The organism is Streptomyces sp. BHT-5-2 (genome assembly GCF_019774615.1).
GTDB lineage: Bacteria > Actinomycetota > Actinomycetes > Streptomycetales > Streptomycetaceae > Streptomyces.
In genome coordinates this window covers 2,617,216-2,631,762 of record NZ_CP081497.1, presented here as the reverse complement: position 1 = coordinate 2,631,762, position 14,547 = coordinate 2,617,216, and the positions used below count along the sequence as shown (strand labels likewise).

Genomic DNA, 14,547 nt, shown 5'->3' with positions numbered 1-14,547 from the left:
GTCTATTTCGAACACGATGCGGGTACTCCTCAGCTGACCAAGCGAGTGGTCAGTCCTGTGCTCCGTCGTGCGGACGGGAGGAAGGCGGCCGACGTGGATCCGGTGACCGTTCAGGAGCTCCTTCCGGCTCTGACCGAGGCTGCCGGGGAACGGGCCTGGCAGGAGCTGGCGCATCTGGTCCTCGCCTCGGGGCCGTCCTCCGCGCCTCCAGATTCCCCACCGGGCGGACCCGACACGCTGTCCCACATGGTGGCGGCGGCGTGGCAAGCCCCGCATGACCTCGGCCACCTCCGTCTCCTCGCCACGCGCCTGACCGAGGAAGCGCGATCCAGCCCGCCGTTCGCCCGGGACCTACGAGGCTGGCTCGCACGGACCGAACCGCCCGTATCCTTCGACGCCGTGAACACCATCGGCGGATCTGCGCAGGTCACCGGACCCACCCTGCAATCGCGTGAGGTGCATGGCGACGTCCACCTCCATCAGGTCACCATGTCCCCCGCGGAAAACCGGTTACCGGTCCCGCGTCAACTTCTCGCCGGTCCCCCACACTTCACGGGGCGTGACGGTGACCTCGCCGCTCTGGACGGGCTGTTGGCGGAAGGGCGCCAGGCCGGCACGCCGTTCGTCGTGGTGGTGAGCGGTTCCGCGGGGGTCGGGAAGACTGCGCTGGCCTCCCGCTGGCTGGGCCGCCTCAGCGAGGGCGGCGCGTTCCCCGACGGACAGCTGTACGTGGACCTGCGCGGCCACTCCCCCGACGCGCCCGCGCGGCCCGGTGAGGTGTTGGGCCAGTTCCTGCGCGCCTACGGCATCGACCGGATCCCGGCCGAGCTGGCCGAACAGGCGGCGTTATGGCGCTCCGCCACCGCGGGGCTGCGGGTCGCCGTCATGCTGGACAACGCGCTCAGTGCCGCTCAGGTGCGTCCACTGCTGACCGGTGCTGCCGGTGGCCTGGTGGTGGTCACCAGCCGCCGCCGGCTCACCAGTCTCGGTGTCGACGGCGCCGCCTTTCATCAACTCGGCCTGTTGGAGGGGGCCTCCGCCGTGGAACTGCTGGCCCGCAGGATCGGTGTCCAGAGGGTCGACCGGGAACGGGCCGAGGCGCGGGAAGTGGCGGCCCTGTGCGCAGGGTTGCCACTCGCCCTGTGCCTGGCCGCTGCGCGACTGGCCGCGCGTCCCCAGCAGCCCCTGGCGGCGATGGTCGGAACCCTGGGCGCCGGCGGAGGAGCGCTGACTGCCCTGCGCGCCGAGGGGGAACGCGCCGTGCGCACGGTGTTGGACGAGTCGTACCGGGCCCTGCCTCCCGATGCCGCGCGTGCCTATCGGTGCCTGGGGCTGGCTCCCGTGGTGATGTTCGACAGACGGGTCGCCGCCTGTGCCTGCGGAGTCACGCCGGAGGAAATCGGGCCGCTCCTCGACGAGTTGGTCGAGAACAACCTCGTCGAGGATCTGCCGTCGGACCGTATCGACGGTACCGAGCGCTTTCGCATGCACGACCTGGTCCGGGCTCACGCCGACGAGACCGCCGCCGGTGCGGACTCTCCGAATCAGCGGCAAGCGGTCGTACGCCGTGTCACGGATCTCTATCTGGCCACCGCGACGGCCGCCGAGGCGTTGCTGACCCCGAGCCATCGCCGGCTCAGCCGTACCTATGACTTCGAACCCGAGCCGCCGCCCGTGTTCGACGACGAGGCCGCGGCACTGGATTGGCTCGACTCCGAACGCTCGAACCTCATGGCCATGGTGCGCATCGCGGCGGAGAGCGGCTGGGACTCGACCGCCTGGCAGTTGGTCGACGCGATGTTCCCCCTGTTCCTGCGACTGCGACCGTACGACCTGTGGATCGAGGCACACGAGATCGGGCTGGCCGCGGCGCGCCGGGACGGCGATCGGGAGGGCGAGAGCCGGATGCTCACCTCCGGCGGTGTGGGGCTCCGTAATGCCGGGCACCACGACACCGCCGTGGAGTGGTTCACCCAGGCACTGGACGAGGCCCGGGGCAGCGGTGATCGCCGGGCCGAGGCCCAGGCGTTGCACGGTCTGGGGCAGTCGCATCTGCTCGCCGGTCGCGGGGAGCGTGCGGGGTCCTACTTCACCGCGGCGCTCGCCCTGCGCGAGGAGATCGGTCACCATCGGGGAGCCGCGCTCACCCGTCTCTCCCTCGGCGAACTGGCCCTGGCCGCAGGCCGCCCGGCGGACGCGATCGAGCTGCTGGCCCGCGCACGGGAAGAGCTGCTCGCCCGGTGCGACCCCTACGATGCCGCGCGGGCGCTCGCCCTGCTCGGCCGTGCCCATGGCCGGGTACCCGGCGGCCTCGCTCTCGCCACGCGGCTGCTCGATCAGGCGCTCGGCGAGTTCACCGTGACCGGTTCGGTCCACTGGCAGGCCCGGGTATGGGAATTCCTCGGGCAGACGGCCGAGGAACATGGACACGCACTACGGGCCAGGGACTGCTACGAGCGGTCCCTGGCCCTGTACGAGCCCGTCAGTGAGAGCGACGCCCGTCGTCTGCGGGCACGATTACCCGCTGCCGGCACCGAGTCCGATTGACGAGGTCCTGAATCGATACGCCCTTCCGGCGCACACGAACACCGCGGACGCCAGCCAGTCCAGTGGCAGCAGCGCCGCCACCCAGGCATGGAGCAGCGCGGCGAACAGCACCTGGTCCCCTCCGCGGGGGACCCGGTCACAGCTGACCGTCGTCATGGCGCGGGCGCCGGTGCGCATGACGGCGAGACAGCGCGAGCTGCCGGTACGGAAGAGCACGAACAGACAGCCCGGATAGCGGCCCAGCAGCCCCTGCGCCTGCCGTAGGCCGCCGGCGCCGTACAGCACGTCGGCGCACTGCCGCGCCGTCTCGTCGGCACAGGAGTCGAGGTCGACGCCGAAGCAGTCGTGGTTCGGGACGATCACCGTGGCGCGGTCGCCCACGATCAGCACACCGCTTGCCGGGCTGTGCTCAGTTGTCGTCGCGCGCACGTTCGCACCCCCCACGGCCTTGGCGGTGACGCCCGTTGCCCCTGCGGCGCAGCGGCCGCCCGCCGCGTGCCCCGACGAGCGGTTCCGGCGGCGGCAACACCTCCGTCGCCGGGTTGTACGCGGGTTGGCCGATGCCGAGGAGCCGGTAGACGAGCCGTCGCATGTTCCGGTTGAAGCGGCCCGGTTGGGAGGAGATGCGTTCGGCGATCCGCGCGTAGTCCTGTTCGGGGTATTCGGCAGCGGCGTAGGCGAGTTGCTCCGTGAGGGGGTGCGCCGGCGACAGCGCGGGGGCCGCCAGCGCCAGCTCGGCCCCCGGGGAGTTCGGGTTGACGTCGCGCTCGGGGAACCTGGCGAGCAGGATCGCCGCCTTGGTCATCGTGGCGTAGAGCGTGACCGACCCGTGGTCACCGATCACCCAGTCCGCGGCGATCAGTGGCGGACGCCAGTCCACCTCCTGGGGAAGCACCGTGATGCCGAAGCGCCGGCACGTCGCAAGCCATGCCTCCACCTGCCAACTGCCGTGCCCCGCCCAGACGTTCGGGTGCACCAGGATCGCGGTGCGGTAGACGTGCCGCGGGAGCTCGGCCACGAGCCGGGGCAGCAGCGCATCGAGCCGGTTGAACGACGAACCCGTACCCCAGGTCGATGTGACGAGCACCAGTTTCTGACCGGGCCGGAGCCCCAGGGCGTTCCGGTAGCGCTCCCGGAGCGACAGGCTCGCCGCGATCCGGTCGTAGCACGCGTCGCCCACCACCTCCGCGATCGGCAGGGCCTCGGGACACGAACGCTCCAGTTGCGCCAGTTCGTCATGGTGCGCCAGTCCGAGTGCCTTGGGCACGACCTTGCCGTCCCACGTCAGATACTTGCGCCCCAGGCCGCCCACGCTCCGCGGAGTTCCCGGCAGGTCGTCCGCCACGCGGGACAGCTTCACGTGCCCGGCGCCGTGCGGCAGGCGGATCAGCGGCGCGCACACCCGCTCGGTCCCCTGGGAGCCGGCTGCCAGAGCGAGGTCGAATTCGGTGCGTACGGCCTGCTCCCAGGGCAGCACGGTGGCTCCCAGGGACCTCAGCAGCCGGTCCGCTCCGCTGTTGAACGCATGCGGGGCGAGGGTGAACACCACCTGGACCCGCAGATCGGATTCCAGCAGCGGCAGCAGATCGCACAACCGCCGTCCGTACACCTCGGTGTGAACGATGAACAGGATCTTCTTGCACCCGGGCAGCGTCAGCCACTGGCCGGGGTCCCTCTGTACGGCCCCCGTGGGCCCGATGACGGTAGACATGTTCCCCCAGTCGTCACGTTCGGGTGGTCCGCCGGGGACATGCCCGCCATGCGCGACGGAAGGCTTGCCGGGGGCTGGACGAATCCTTGCAGTGCACGTCGGACTACCCGTTCGGGCTTCCCGTGCCGAAGGGGGGGTGGCGGCCGGCACCCGCCGGGGCGCCACGAGTGGTGAACCGCCGTGGAATAATCGCGCTCCGGAAAAAACCGTCGGCTGCTGCTGCCCAGGGGAGAGGGGAAGGGATGCCGGGAGCGTCCACGCCGTGGTACTCCGCCAAACGGTGTGAGCGTGCCTGGGCGGAGGGGGTCGGGTTCCTGCGGCAGGGCCAGGTGGACTGGGCCGCCAGCCGTTTCGAACAGGCCATCCAGTACGACCCCTCGGCCGCCGATGCCTGGCTGGGTCTGCACGCCACGGGGCGTCGTCAGGCGGAGGCCGTCGACGAGATGTCGCGCCACCACGGCTCGTTCGGCGCCTTGCGCAGCAAGTACGGCATGCCGCTCAAGTCGCGTTTCGACCTTGGGGTTTATGTCTCTTTCCGACTTGAGACCGCGCGTGACCTCTGGCTCGCCATCGTGTCGAAACTCCTCGACGAAGGTCGGTTGGACGCGGCCTGGCAGTCGCTGGGAGAGGCGTACCTGGACTGCGACGAGACGCGATTCGCGTGCACCCGCTACGCCTTCCTGAAGCAGGACTGGTCCCTTGTCCTGCACTTCTCACGGAACATCACCGACGCGTTCTTCCGTGACGAGTCCCAGCTGTACGTGGCCCGCGCCCTCGTCGAACAGCACGTGTTCCACGAGGCGCTCAACGTCCTCGCGCCACTCCCCCGGGCTCTGGAGCGGGAAAGCCGGTTCGACGGCGAGGTCGCCTATGTGCGGGGCCTTGCACACGACGGGCTCGGGCAACAGGAAGAGGCCCTGCGGCACTTCCAGTACGCCTTCCGCTGCTTCCCCAACCTCGCGGACGTCGCCACCCGCGCCCAGGCCGTCACCGTCACCGTCCAGGCCCATGCAACACCAGCGCAGCAGACCCCGCCTCCGGCAGACCCCGCCGTCGACGTTGCGTCATCCGACGCCGACTCCGACGACTCCCAGAGTCGAGAGCTCCTCCTGACCGAAGCGATGAAGCTGCTGGACGGCATGGTGGGCCTCGAAGCCATCAAGCGCCAACTGCGTACCCTCGTCGCACAGTTGCGCATGGCCGCCGTACGCAGGGAACAGGGACTCCCCGCGAACTCCGCCCCGCAGCACTTCGTGTTCGCCGGCCCACCGGGGACCGGAAAGACGACCGTCGCCCGCGTGATCGGCAAAGTGTTCGCCGGGCTCGGGCTGCTCGAACAGGGCCAGGTCGTCGAAGCGCAACGGGTCGACCTGGTGGGTCAGCATCTCGGCGAGACGGCCATCAAGACCACCAAGGTCATCGACTCGGCACTCGACGGCGTCCTGTTCATCGACGAGGCGTACGCGCTGTCCAACAGCGGCTACTCCGGCGGCGACGCTTTCGGCGACGAAGCGCTCCAGGTCCTGCTCAAGCGGGCCGAGGACGACCGCGACCGCCTCGTCGTCGTCCTGGCCGGCTACCCGCACGAGATCACCGAACTCCTCGCGACCAACCCCGGTCTGGCGTCCAGGTTCACCACACGCGTGGACTTCCCGTCCTACTCCGCCGACGAGCTCGTACAGATCGCCCAGAACCTCCTGGAAGCCCAGGGCGACGTCCTGGACGAGGACGCGGCCACCGTCCTCGAAGCCTGCTGCGGGCGCGCCGTGGACGACGAGCTCGTCGACCAGCTCGGCAACGGCCGCTTCGCCCGCGAACTGTGCCGCAAGGCCACCGCACATCGCGACCTGCGCCTGTACGAACTCCACGGAGGCGCCGGCACACTCACCCGCGAAGAGATCACCACCGTACGGGTCGCCGACGTCTCCCAGGCGTACCAGGAGCTCTGCGACGGTGTGACCGCTACCTGACGTCGTCCCATGACGACGCCCTGCCGGGCGACGATGCCTGGCAGGGGTGTACGCACGCTCGGGGGGAGGGGAAAAATCGGTGGACTGCTCCTGCGCTCCGATAGGCGCCCCTGGTCCTGCCCGTGTCGCTGCGCACGGCGGCCCTGTACCCGCCGTTGGGCGGACAGGGCCACCGTGGTTCAGGGGTGGTCAGCTCTTGACGGTTTTGCGGCGTCGCATCCACCAGACGAGGCCGCCACCGGCAGCGGTGAGCGCGGCGGCGATACCTGTGATCAGCCCGATGGGGGTGTCGAATCCGGTGTGGGCGAGGTCTCCGCCGGGGTCCTTCGGGTTCTGTCCGCCGCTGCTACCGCCGGTGGTGGTAGGCGGGGTGGACGGCGGTGTGGACGGTGCCGGGGTGGTCGGGTCGTGCGACGGTTTGCCCGGTGTGGTTGGCGTCGGTGTCGGCGTCGGGCCCGGCTTGTCGCCGCCGCTGGTGTCCGTGGCGTCGGTGTTGCCGCCGAGCAGGAGGGCGCCGTCGGCGTCGGTGTTGTCCGTCATCGTCTTGACCGACGTCTGCGTCTGCCGGGGAAGGTAGCGGTGTTCAGCCTGGAACCGGCCCTTGGCCATGTCGTGTTTGGGAGACTTGGAGAAGTCGACGCCGCCGACGATGTAGACCGTCACGCCCCGGGCCGTGTCCACGTTGTACCGGAACTCGCCATCGAGGAAGATCTTCCGGTACCGCTGGAACAGCTCGTCCTTGTTCCAGTTCTGGTTGGGCGCACGCAGCGGCCACGCCTTCACGTCGTTGCTGTTGATGAGCTTGTGGTAGTCGGTGGGTGTCTTGGCGTCCTGGAGGCGGATCCACTCCGCGGCCACGCGGGCGGTGTAGACGCGGCGCAGGTCCGCGTACTGCGGGGCCGTGTTGATGGTCTTCTCCACCGTGGGGACGATCATCTGGTCGATGACCGCCTGGGCCTGCTGCCGTTCGGCCTTGCTGGGGTGGCATATCGCTTCGCCGCCGGGCTGGGTGGCGAAGTCCTGCGGGGTGGACTTCAGCCGCAGCGGGGCGTCCAGGATGTAGATCCCGCCGTCCTGCTCGCGGACCACCGCGGGCTTGGGCTCGATCCAGTTCCGGATCCCGCCGAAGCACGGTCGGCCGTTCTCCCTGGGCAGCGCCGCCCAGAACCGCTTACCGAGATCGGTCTCGGGGTCCATCGTCTTGAAGAAGTCGTGCTTCATCTGAAGGTCGGCTTCGAGGAGCACGCGGCCCGCGTCGGTGGACGCGAACTTGTCATCCATGACGCGGTCCGGCTGGTCCGGGTTCAGGTTCACCCAGAACTTCTCCGGCGTCAGCGCGAGCCAGGTGAAGAACGCATCCGAGATGAGCTGCGACTTCGCCTTGCCGCCCCAGCCGGAGTGCTCGGTGGGGTCTTCCTTCGCGGAGAACCCGTAGTCCAGACCCTTGCCCTTGACCGGCTTGCCCACATACCGCAGTTCGAGGGTGGTGAAGTCGACCCCGCCCGTCCCCCTCGGCGACAGCCTGCTGGGGTCGGCGGCGTTCTTCCGGTTCAGGAAGTCCGCCATGCTCTTCGGGCTCGGTCGGGACTCGCGGATCGAGTCCGTGGCCCCGCCTCGGGAGACACCCTCCTGCCCCGGGGGCTGCAACAGCGTCGACTTGCTCCTGACGCCGCCGCTCGGCGCCTTCTCCACCTTGTCGGAGCGGTAGTTGTATTCGGTGACCCGGTCGGCGCCCGCGTTCTTGCGCAGTTCGTCCTTCAGGTCACGCGCCGACTTGTCCTGCGGCTCGGCGTAGATGTACTTCATCTTCGAGTCGGACCACTTCGGGTCCTTCGACCAGGCGATGTCCTTGGGGATCTGCTTCGGGTCGGGACTCCCGTTGGACTTGATCTCCAGGATCTGCTTGGTCTTGGTGTTGTAGGCGTCGAGTTGCCGGCGATAGGTCTTTCCGGTGTCCGGGTCGGTGAACTCCACCTCCTTCTGGCAGATCCACTCCGGCCCCGTCAGACCGTGGTCCTTGATCACCTTCTTCTCGAAGGCTTTGCCGCGCGGGTCGTTGCCGGCGTTCCGGATCAGCCGGACGTCACGCCAGGTGTCGAAGTCGCCCCAGGCGTTCGGGTTCTTCTCCTTTGCGCGCAGCCATGTCCACCAGATCCGGTCGATCGGCTTGCTCTTCGGCGGCTGCGTCGGCAGATCCTCCAGCCTCGCGACGTCCGCCTCGGACGGGGCCTGGAGCCCGTCCCACTGCTTACCCGGGTTCTCGTACTCGTAGGTGTCCCACTGAGCCTTCGCCCGCGAGGCGTCGAATTCCGGCAGCTGGGTGACGGCCTGCACATCGGCAAGGCCGTAATAGTCCTTGCACGGCATGCCCGGATCCAGCGGTTTCCCGGCCGCGTGGGCGTCGCTGTGCAGACCGGGAAGGCCGGCCAGCAGGAGGCCCGCCGCGGCGACTGCCGCGGCCGAAGCCAGACGCGCCCTGACGCGCAAATGTATGGATTTCAAGCTTCGTCCCCATCCATGGGGGCTGCTGGGACAGACAGCGAGCGGTGTGTGCCCCCCTGACATGACACCGCCAACGTGCTCACACTAGCTGGCCAACTCTTCATCCATATAAGGAATTTGACGGTGTGTCGCCCTCATCGCCCAGCCGGACGGCGCCCAAGCCGTAAGCTCAACCGCTATGCGCCCGCTGCCTCACAGCCTCACTCAGATCACCCGAATCCACCCCCCAGCCCCACCCCGCTACGACCGGCACTCCATCCGCAACGCCCCCGCCCACGACCTCGAACGTGCGCGCCGCATCGTCCGCGAACTCCCCACAGTCGCCGACGTAGTTGAAGAACTCCACCCCATCGCACGCCGGGATGTCGGCTCGCCCAGAAGCCTCGATGACGTCGACACCGTCACCATCGGCTGCTGGGGCAACGCAGTCCAGATCACCGACCCCGCCTTCGGCGAGAACGGCACCACCACCTACAACCTCGACAACGCCTTCGAAGCACAGCTCCAGGCCCACCCTGACGCCCGCATCGCCGCCGCATGCGAGATGGACTTCTCCCAGACCTACGCCAAGTACCTGATCCACGTCCCCGGTGCCCCCCGCGTCTCTGCGGACGGCTGGGACGCGATGGACGTCACCGGCGACCTCATCCACGCCCTTCGGGCCTGCGACATCGACCCGTACGGCCCTGGAACCGAAGCCCTCGACTACGACAACCCCGACGGCTTCATCTGGGGCGACTACCTCGACCTCATCTCGTGCGGCCTCCACATCCCCCTGGCAGGCGAGGCCCTGATGGTGTCCGTCTTCAAGGTCACCCGCTCCGAGGACACCCAGGACGGCATGGAAGAGGTCTGGCACCAGGACTGAACGGACCGGGTACGGCAGATGCCCGACGGCCCCACTCAACGAAGCCGGGCCGCGCCGGCGCCCTTGTCCCGCTCCCGGTGGACCAGGCAAGGAGCCGGGCCGCAACCAGCTGGAGCTGCGGTTGCGCGCCGGCCCCGGTGCTCACCTGCTGTTCACCCGCGCTTCGCTTGTCTGCGGTTACCGGAAGGTAGCGTTCCCGTTCAGTAGCAATCGCCTACAAAGTAGGGAGAGAGACTCTATGCACCCCAATTTCCCTGCATCTCCGGTGTTTTCGACTTCTGGTACCGCCTTCCGCTGCTACGTCGAGGCCATAGCCGACGTTCTGTCCGGCCATCCCTCCCAGCCGGTGATCACCGCCGCCGACGGCCGGCAGGTGACCGCGGCCGAGTTCCGCGACACCGTGTACCGCTTCGCCCGGGAGCTGGCCGCCCAGGGCATCGGGCGCGGCAGCACCGTCTCGCTCTTCTCCGGTAACCGCCCCGAGGCGCTGGCCGCCCGCTACGCCGCCAACCTGCTGGGCGCCCGGGTGGTCTCCCTCTACCAGGGCATGGCACCCGACGTCCTGGCCAAGATCGCCCGCAGCGTCGACACCGACCTGCTGGTCGTCGAGCCTGACTCGCCGGAGGCCGCCGAGCGGCTGCTGAGCCTGGCCCGCCCGCCACGGGTGTACGCCTTCGGGCCCAGCCCGCTGGGCGAGGACCTGCTCGCGAGCGCCGCGCGGCACCCGGCCGACCCCGTGCCAGGGGCCGCCCGCCCCGAGGACGACTGGTGCATCCGGCATACAGGGGGGACCACCGGCGTGCCCAAGGGCGTACGGATGGCGCACGGTCCCTACCAGGACATGCTCGCCTTCGGTTCCTTCGGCTCCGGCGCGCCGCCGCGCTTCCTGGTCTGCACTCCCCTGGCCCACGTCGCGGGCAACATCGTCGACGCCACCCTGCTGGCGGGCGGATCGATCGTGCTGCAGCGGGAGTTCGAGCCGGGCGAGGTCCTCGCGGCCGTGGAGCGGGAGCGGATCACGCACCTGTGGCTGCTGCCACCGCTGATCTACCGGCTGCTGGACCACCCCGCCCTGGCCGCCACCGACCTGAGCAGCGTCCGCCGCATCAGCTACGGCGGCTGCGCCGCCTCCGCGTCGCGTCTGCGCCGGGCCCACGAGGTCTTCGGCGCGGTCCTGTACGGCGGATACGGGCAGTCCGAAGCGGGCGCCGTCACCGTCTTCGGGCCGGAGGAACACCAGGACCTGCCCGAGAACGGACAGCCCTCGGTCGGACGGGCGATCCCCGGTGTCGACATCGCCATCCACGACGCCCAGGACGGCAGCCCCGTGCCCACCGGGCAGGTCGGAGAGGTACGGGTGCGCTCCGGACAGACCATGAGCGGATACTGGCGACGCCCCGACCTCACGGCGGAAGTCGTGCGCGACGGCTGGGTGCACACCGGTGACGTGGGCTATCTCGACGAGGACGGCTACCTCTACATCGTCGACCGCCTCAAGGACATGATCATCGTCGTGGGTGGCCACGTCTACACCCACGAGTTGGAGGACCTGCTGCTCACCCACCCGGCGATCGCCCACTGCGCGGTGTTCGGCGCACGGGGCGCGGACGCCACCGAGGAAGTGCACATCGCGGTCGTCCCGGCGGCCGGGCACCGCCCCGAGCACGGCGCACTCAGGGACTTCGTCACCGAGCGCAAGGGCGCGCTGAGCGCCCCGGCCGCCGTGCACATCGTCCCGGACATCCCGCTCACCCCCGTCGGCAAGCCCGACAAGCAGCGCCTGCGGGCCATGCTCGGCGCCTGACGGTAGCTGCGGTGGGTCGCTCGTGAGGAGCGGGCGTGCCCCGCTCCTCACGAGGGGATGAGAGACGGCGGTCGTCGGCGACGCCAATGACGCCATGTCCTACTCAGATCAGCGGGGCGAGGAAGTCGGTCTCCCGTCGGGCGGATTGCCGATCCTCGTTCAGTTCGAGGAAGTCCGCGAATTCCACGGCGACTTCGCGACCGTTCGCGAGGACGTCACCGAGAGCACAGCCACTCCCTCCCCAAGTGCCTGGAGTTCCGGGGGCTCGACGTCCGGGTCGCCGCGCCGGACGACGTCGAATCCCGGGCGGACGTCATCTGCACCGCGACCTCCGTAGACGTCGGCAAGGGCCCGGTCCTGAACGGAGCGCGACTGAAGGCGCACGCGCACATCCACGCCATCGGCGCCGATCTCCCCGGCCAGGCGGAGAACCCGTCCGCCGTGCTCAAGGACGCGTTCGTCTGCCCCGACCACGTGGAACAGGCAATGCGGGAAGGGGAATGCCAGCAACTCGCCCCGGAGGACATCGACCCGAGCACCCTCGACCTCGCCTCCGACCTGCCATTCGCCGAACCCCTCCGCTTCTCCCGGACCGCCTTCGACTCCACAGGCTTCGCCCTCCAAGACCATGCCGCCTTCGACCTCTTCTACGGCTTCGCCCACCGTTTCGGCATCGGCCAGAGCATTCGCCTCGAATCCGTCCCCTCCGACGCCTGAACCCGTACGACCTGACACCAGCCATCCGTACAACCGAGCACGGCGCCCCCAAGCGCCGTGGCCCCTGGTCCTCTTGGCCGCAGCGTGGCACAGCACTCGACAATCCGCTCGCGACCGGGGCCCTCACCCCGCTCTTCGGCGTGCTGCCCGACCGCATCGGCCACACGCCCGTGTACCTCGTGGGCGCGGCAGACATGGACGATCCGCAGCCCCTCGGGCAGCGGGATTTCGGGGAGCGGGCCTGCGCGTACGTGGTCGTGCACTCGTGCGCCCGTTTCTGGTGAGCCGGTTCTTACCAGAGAACCGGCGGATCTTCGCTCGTGAAGCCCGTCGGCGAATCGCCTGCCGCGGGACTCCCGTTGCCGCGACGGCTTCGTGGGCGAGGATCAAACTCGCAACCACATAGAGGCCATTTCAAATGATCAACACTTAACCCCATATTGGACCGTTAGGGCGGGGGCTCTACGACTGCCTTGATACAGCCACCCGTTCGCGTCGCACTCGAGCTCGGCGCGCCGCCGAACATCTACGGCATATCTCGTATTAGCCTCTTGTGACTGTAAGAAGTCGCTATATCCCGGATTGCATCCATCGACCACCGGAGAAGGAAATGCGCAAGCTTCAGAAGACTGCCGTCGTGGCCGTCGTCCTCGGCAGCTTCGGCTTCCTCGGCGCCGGCACCTCCTACGCCCACGGCGAGAAGGGCGGCACCGGCCTCGACATCAAGCAGGGCAGCCAGTGCAGGTCGCACGACATGAACGTCGACGTCCTCGGCGAAGTCGGGATCGCGAACGGTCTGGGCGGAAACCTGCTCAACGGCGAGGGCTCCGCGGGTGCGCAGAACACCACCATGGGCTCGTCCATGGGCTGCAACAACACCGCCGACTTCCCCAAGGAAAGCAAGGGCGGCGGCGAAGAAGACAGGGGCGGAGGCTCGGAGCACCGAGGGTCAGAAGCCAGAGGCCCGGAGACCAGAGCCCCGGAGACCAGAGCCCCGGAGGCCAGACCGGTCAACGAAGAAAAGAGCAGCGACGCCCAGCAGTGCGGATGCTCGGAGAACAAGGAAGGTAACCAAGGCGGGGGACAACAGCAGCAGCAACAGCAGACGGCACCGCAGCCCCACCTCAACTACACGGTCCGAACCGAGTCCCTGACGGCCTCGTAGGACAAGCCAGCGGAATCCCGCTCGATCCGCAGTCGAAATACCTGGCCGCTGGCCGGACTTCACAGAGAGGTCCGGCCAGCGGCCATGACGCCTGGCGAAAGCGGATCACCGCGCGCCGCGCGGAACGGGGTCACCGAAGCTGGCTGGGCTATTGCGGGAGCAGAAGCTCTTGGTCGGGCCGCTGCGGGGGCAGCGGCCGGCCCGGTTAATCGGTTGCGGACCTCCGGGATGGAGTGTCTGATCCCGGCTATGACGATTGTGCTGGGTACGCCGACTGTCGACGGCGTACGCGAGGCCATGGCCGCGCTGCGGGAGTGGCAGTACAACGAAGCCCCGATGCAGTTGCATTCCGGGGACATCGGCTGGAACTACCGGTTCGGAACAGCCGAGACGGCCGCGGTGGTCCGGGTCTGGAGTCGGGACGGGCGGATTCTCGCGGTCGGGATGCTCGACTCGCCGACGCTGGTGCGGATGACGGTCGCTCCGGACGCTTTCCAGGATGAGGACTTGGCGCGGCGGCTCGTCGAGGACTTCTCGCTGCCTGAGCGTGGCGTCCTGCCGGAAGGAACGGTGTCCATCGAGGCCCCGCTGGGCCTGCTGCTCCACGACCTGCTGAGCAAGGAGGGCTGGGGCGTCGATGAGCCGTGGACGCCGCTCTTCCGTGACCTCACCGAGCCGGTGGAGGACCCCGGAGTGCGGATCAAGTCGATCGGCCCGGAGCAGGCACAGGACTTCGCAGACGTCCTGCGGTCGGCGTTCAACACCTCGCGGCCTACGCGCGAGTACTTGCACGCGCTGTCGGCGGGACCGTTCTACACCGACGCCCGCTGCCTGGCCGCCTATGACGACCAGGGCAGCGCGGCGGCGGTGGTGACAGTGTGGTCGGCCGGCCCGGGGAAGCCGGGGCTAGTCGAGCCGATGGGCGTCCACGAGGACCATCGTGGTCGCGGCTACGGCCGGGCGATCACTGTGGCCGGGGCGGCCGCGCTGCGGGAAATGGGCTCGTCGAGCGTACGTGTGTGCACGCCGAGTTCCAATGTCGGCGGCGTCGCCACGTACAAGGCGGCCGGGTTCGGGGTGCGGCCGGAGGTGCGGGACCGGATCCGGACGGCCTGACGCCGGGGACACCGGGATGCAGGGCAAGCTGGAGCCGCTGCGCGGAAAGTTGACCAAGCCGGCTGCACAAGTGAGGTGACGGCAAGTTCACCGTGCGCCCCTGGCCGGCTTTTTTCCGGGACTCTTCGGCCGGTGCGCTTCCCGCGA

10 protein-coding genes are annotated in these 14,547 nt (G+C 69.1%); 7 read left to right on the top strand and 3 right to left on the bottom strand.

What is annotated here, in order from left to right; translation table 11 throughout:
- Positions 1-93: 93 nt before the first annotated feature.
- A complete protein-coding gene (locus K2224_RS39310) occupies positions 94-2,547 on the top strand; it encodes a tetratricopeptide repeat protein (protein ID WP_260693844.1) in 2,454 nt (817 codons plus the stop codon).
- On the opposite strand, the gene K2224_RS39305 is transcribed toward K2224_RS39310, so the two are convergent.
- Positions 2,518-2,976: a hypothetical protein gene (locus tag K2224_RS39305; protein ID WP_221911860.1), complete on the bottom strand. Its 459-nt coding sequence runs from the start codon at positions 2,974-2,976 to the stop codon at positions 2,518-2,520. The genes K2224_RS39310 and K2224_RS39305 overlap by 30 nt on opposite strands.
- Positions 2,957-4,258 carry a hypothetical protein gene (locus K2224_RS39300; protein ID WP_260693843.1) on the bottom strand — a complete coding sequence of 434 codons (1,302 nt, stop codon included), beginning with the start codon at positions 4,256-4,258 and terminating at the stop codon, positions 2,957-2,959. Before K2224_RS39300 ends, K2224_RS39305 begins: the two co-directional genes overlap by 20 nt.
- 242 nt (positions 4,259-4,500) lie before the next feature.
- On the opposite strand from K2224_RS39300, the gene K2224_RS39295 reads away from it, so the two are divergent.
- Positions 4,501-6,228, top strand: a complete 1,728-nt coding sequence (locus K2224_RS39295; protein ID WP_221911859.1) for an AAA family ATPase — start codon at positions 4,501-4,503, stop codon at positions 6,226-6,228.
- A 189-nt stretch (positions 6,229-6,417) separates the two neighbouring features.
- Here the strand turns inward: K2224_RS39295 and K2224_RS39290 are convergent, their stop codons facing one another.
- Positions 6,418-8,730 (bottom strand): hypothetical protein, encoded by a 2,313-nt coding sequence (locus K2224_RS39290; RefSeq protein WP_260693841.1) that lies wholly within the window; start codon positions 8,728-8,730, stop codon positions 6,418-6,420.
- Positions 8,731-8,908: 178 nt separating this feature from the next.
- On the opposite strand from K2224_RS39290, the gene K2224_RS39285 reads away from it, so the two are divergent.
- The 5 genes from K2224_RS39285 (at position 8,909) to K2224_RS39265 (ending at position 14,400) form a co-directional block, all read left to right on the top strand.
- Positions 8,909-9,598 carry a DUF6333 family protein gene (locus tag K2224_RS39285; RefSeq protein WP_221911858.1) on the top strand — a complete coding sequence of 230 codons (690 nt, stop codon included), beginning with the start codon at positions 8,909-8,911 and terminating at the stop codon, positions 9,596-9,598.
- Between the two features lie 238 nt (positions 9,599-9,836).
- Positions 9,837-11,402: an AMP-binding protein gene (locus tag K2224_RS39280; RefSeq protein WP_221911857.1), complete on the top strand. Its 1,566-nt coding sequence runs from the start codon at positions 9,837-9,839 to the stop codon at positions 11,400-11,402.
- A 144-nt stretch (positions 11,403-11,546) separates the two neighbouring features.
- Positions 11,547-12,119 carry a hypothetical protein gene (locus tag K2224_RS39275; RefSeq protein WP_221912271.1) on the top strand — a complete coding sequence of 191 codons (573 nt, stop codon included), beginning with the start codon at positions 11,547-11,549 and terminating at the stop codon, positions 12,117-12,119.
- A gap of 610 nt (positions 12,120-12,729) precedes the next feature.
- Entirely contained in the window at positions 12,730-13,284 is a 555-nt protein-coding gene (locus tag K2224_RS39270; protein WP_221911856.1) for a hypothetical protein, read from the top strand.
- Positions 13,285-13,533: 249 nt separating this feature from the next.
- Positions 13,534-14,400, top strand: coding sequence for a GNAT family N-acetyltransferase (locus tag K2224_RS39265; RefSeq protein ID WP_221911855.1), 867 nt, complete (start codon positions 13,534-13,536; stop codon positions 14,398-14,400).
- The last annotated feature ends 147 nt before the right edge of the window (positions 14,401-14,547 follow it).

Bases quoted from the DNA above. Each gene is read 5' to 3' on its own strand.
- K2224_RS39295 (WP_221911859.1), top strand. From the start codon at position 4,501: ATGCCGGGAGCGTCCACGCCGTGGTACTCCGCCAAACGGTGTGAGCGT.
- K2224_RS39265 (WP_221911855.1), top strand. From the start codon at position 13,534: ATGACGATTGTGCTGGGTACGCCGACTGTCGACGGCGTACGCGAGGCC.
- K2224_RS39280 (WP_221911857.1), top strand. From the start codon at position 9,837: ATGCACCCCAATTTCCCTGCATCTCCGGTGTTTTCGACTTCTGGTACC.
- K2224_RS39270 (WP_221911856.1), top strand. From the start codon at position 12,730: ATGCGCAAGCTTCAGAAGACTGCCGTCGTGGCCGTCGTCCTCGGCAGC.
- K2224_RS39300 (WP_260693843.1), bottom strand. From the start codon at position 4,258: ATGTCTACCGTCATCGGGCCCACGGGGGCCGTACAGAGGGACCCCGGC.
- K2224_RS39285 (WP_221911858.1), top strand. From the start codon at position 8,909: ATGCGCCCGCTGCCTCACAGCCTCACTCAGATCACCCGAATCCACCCC.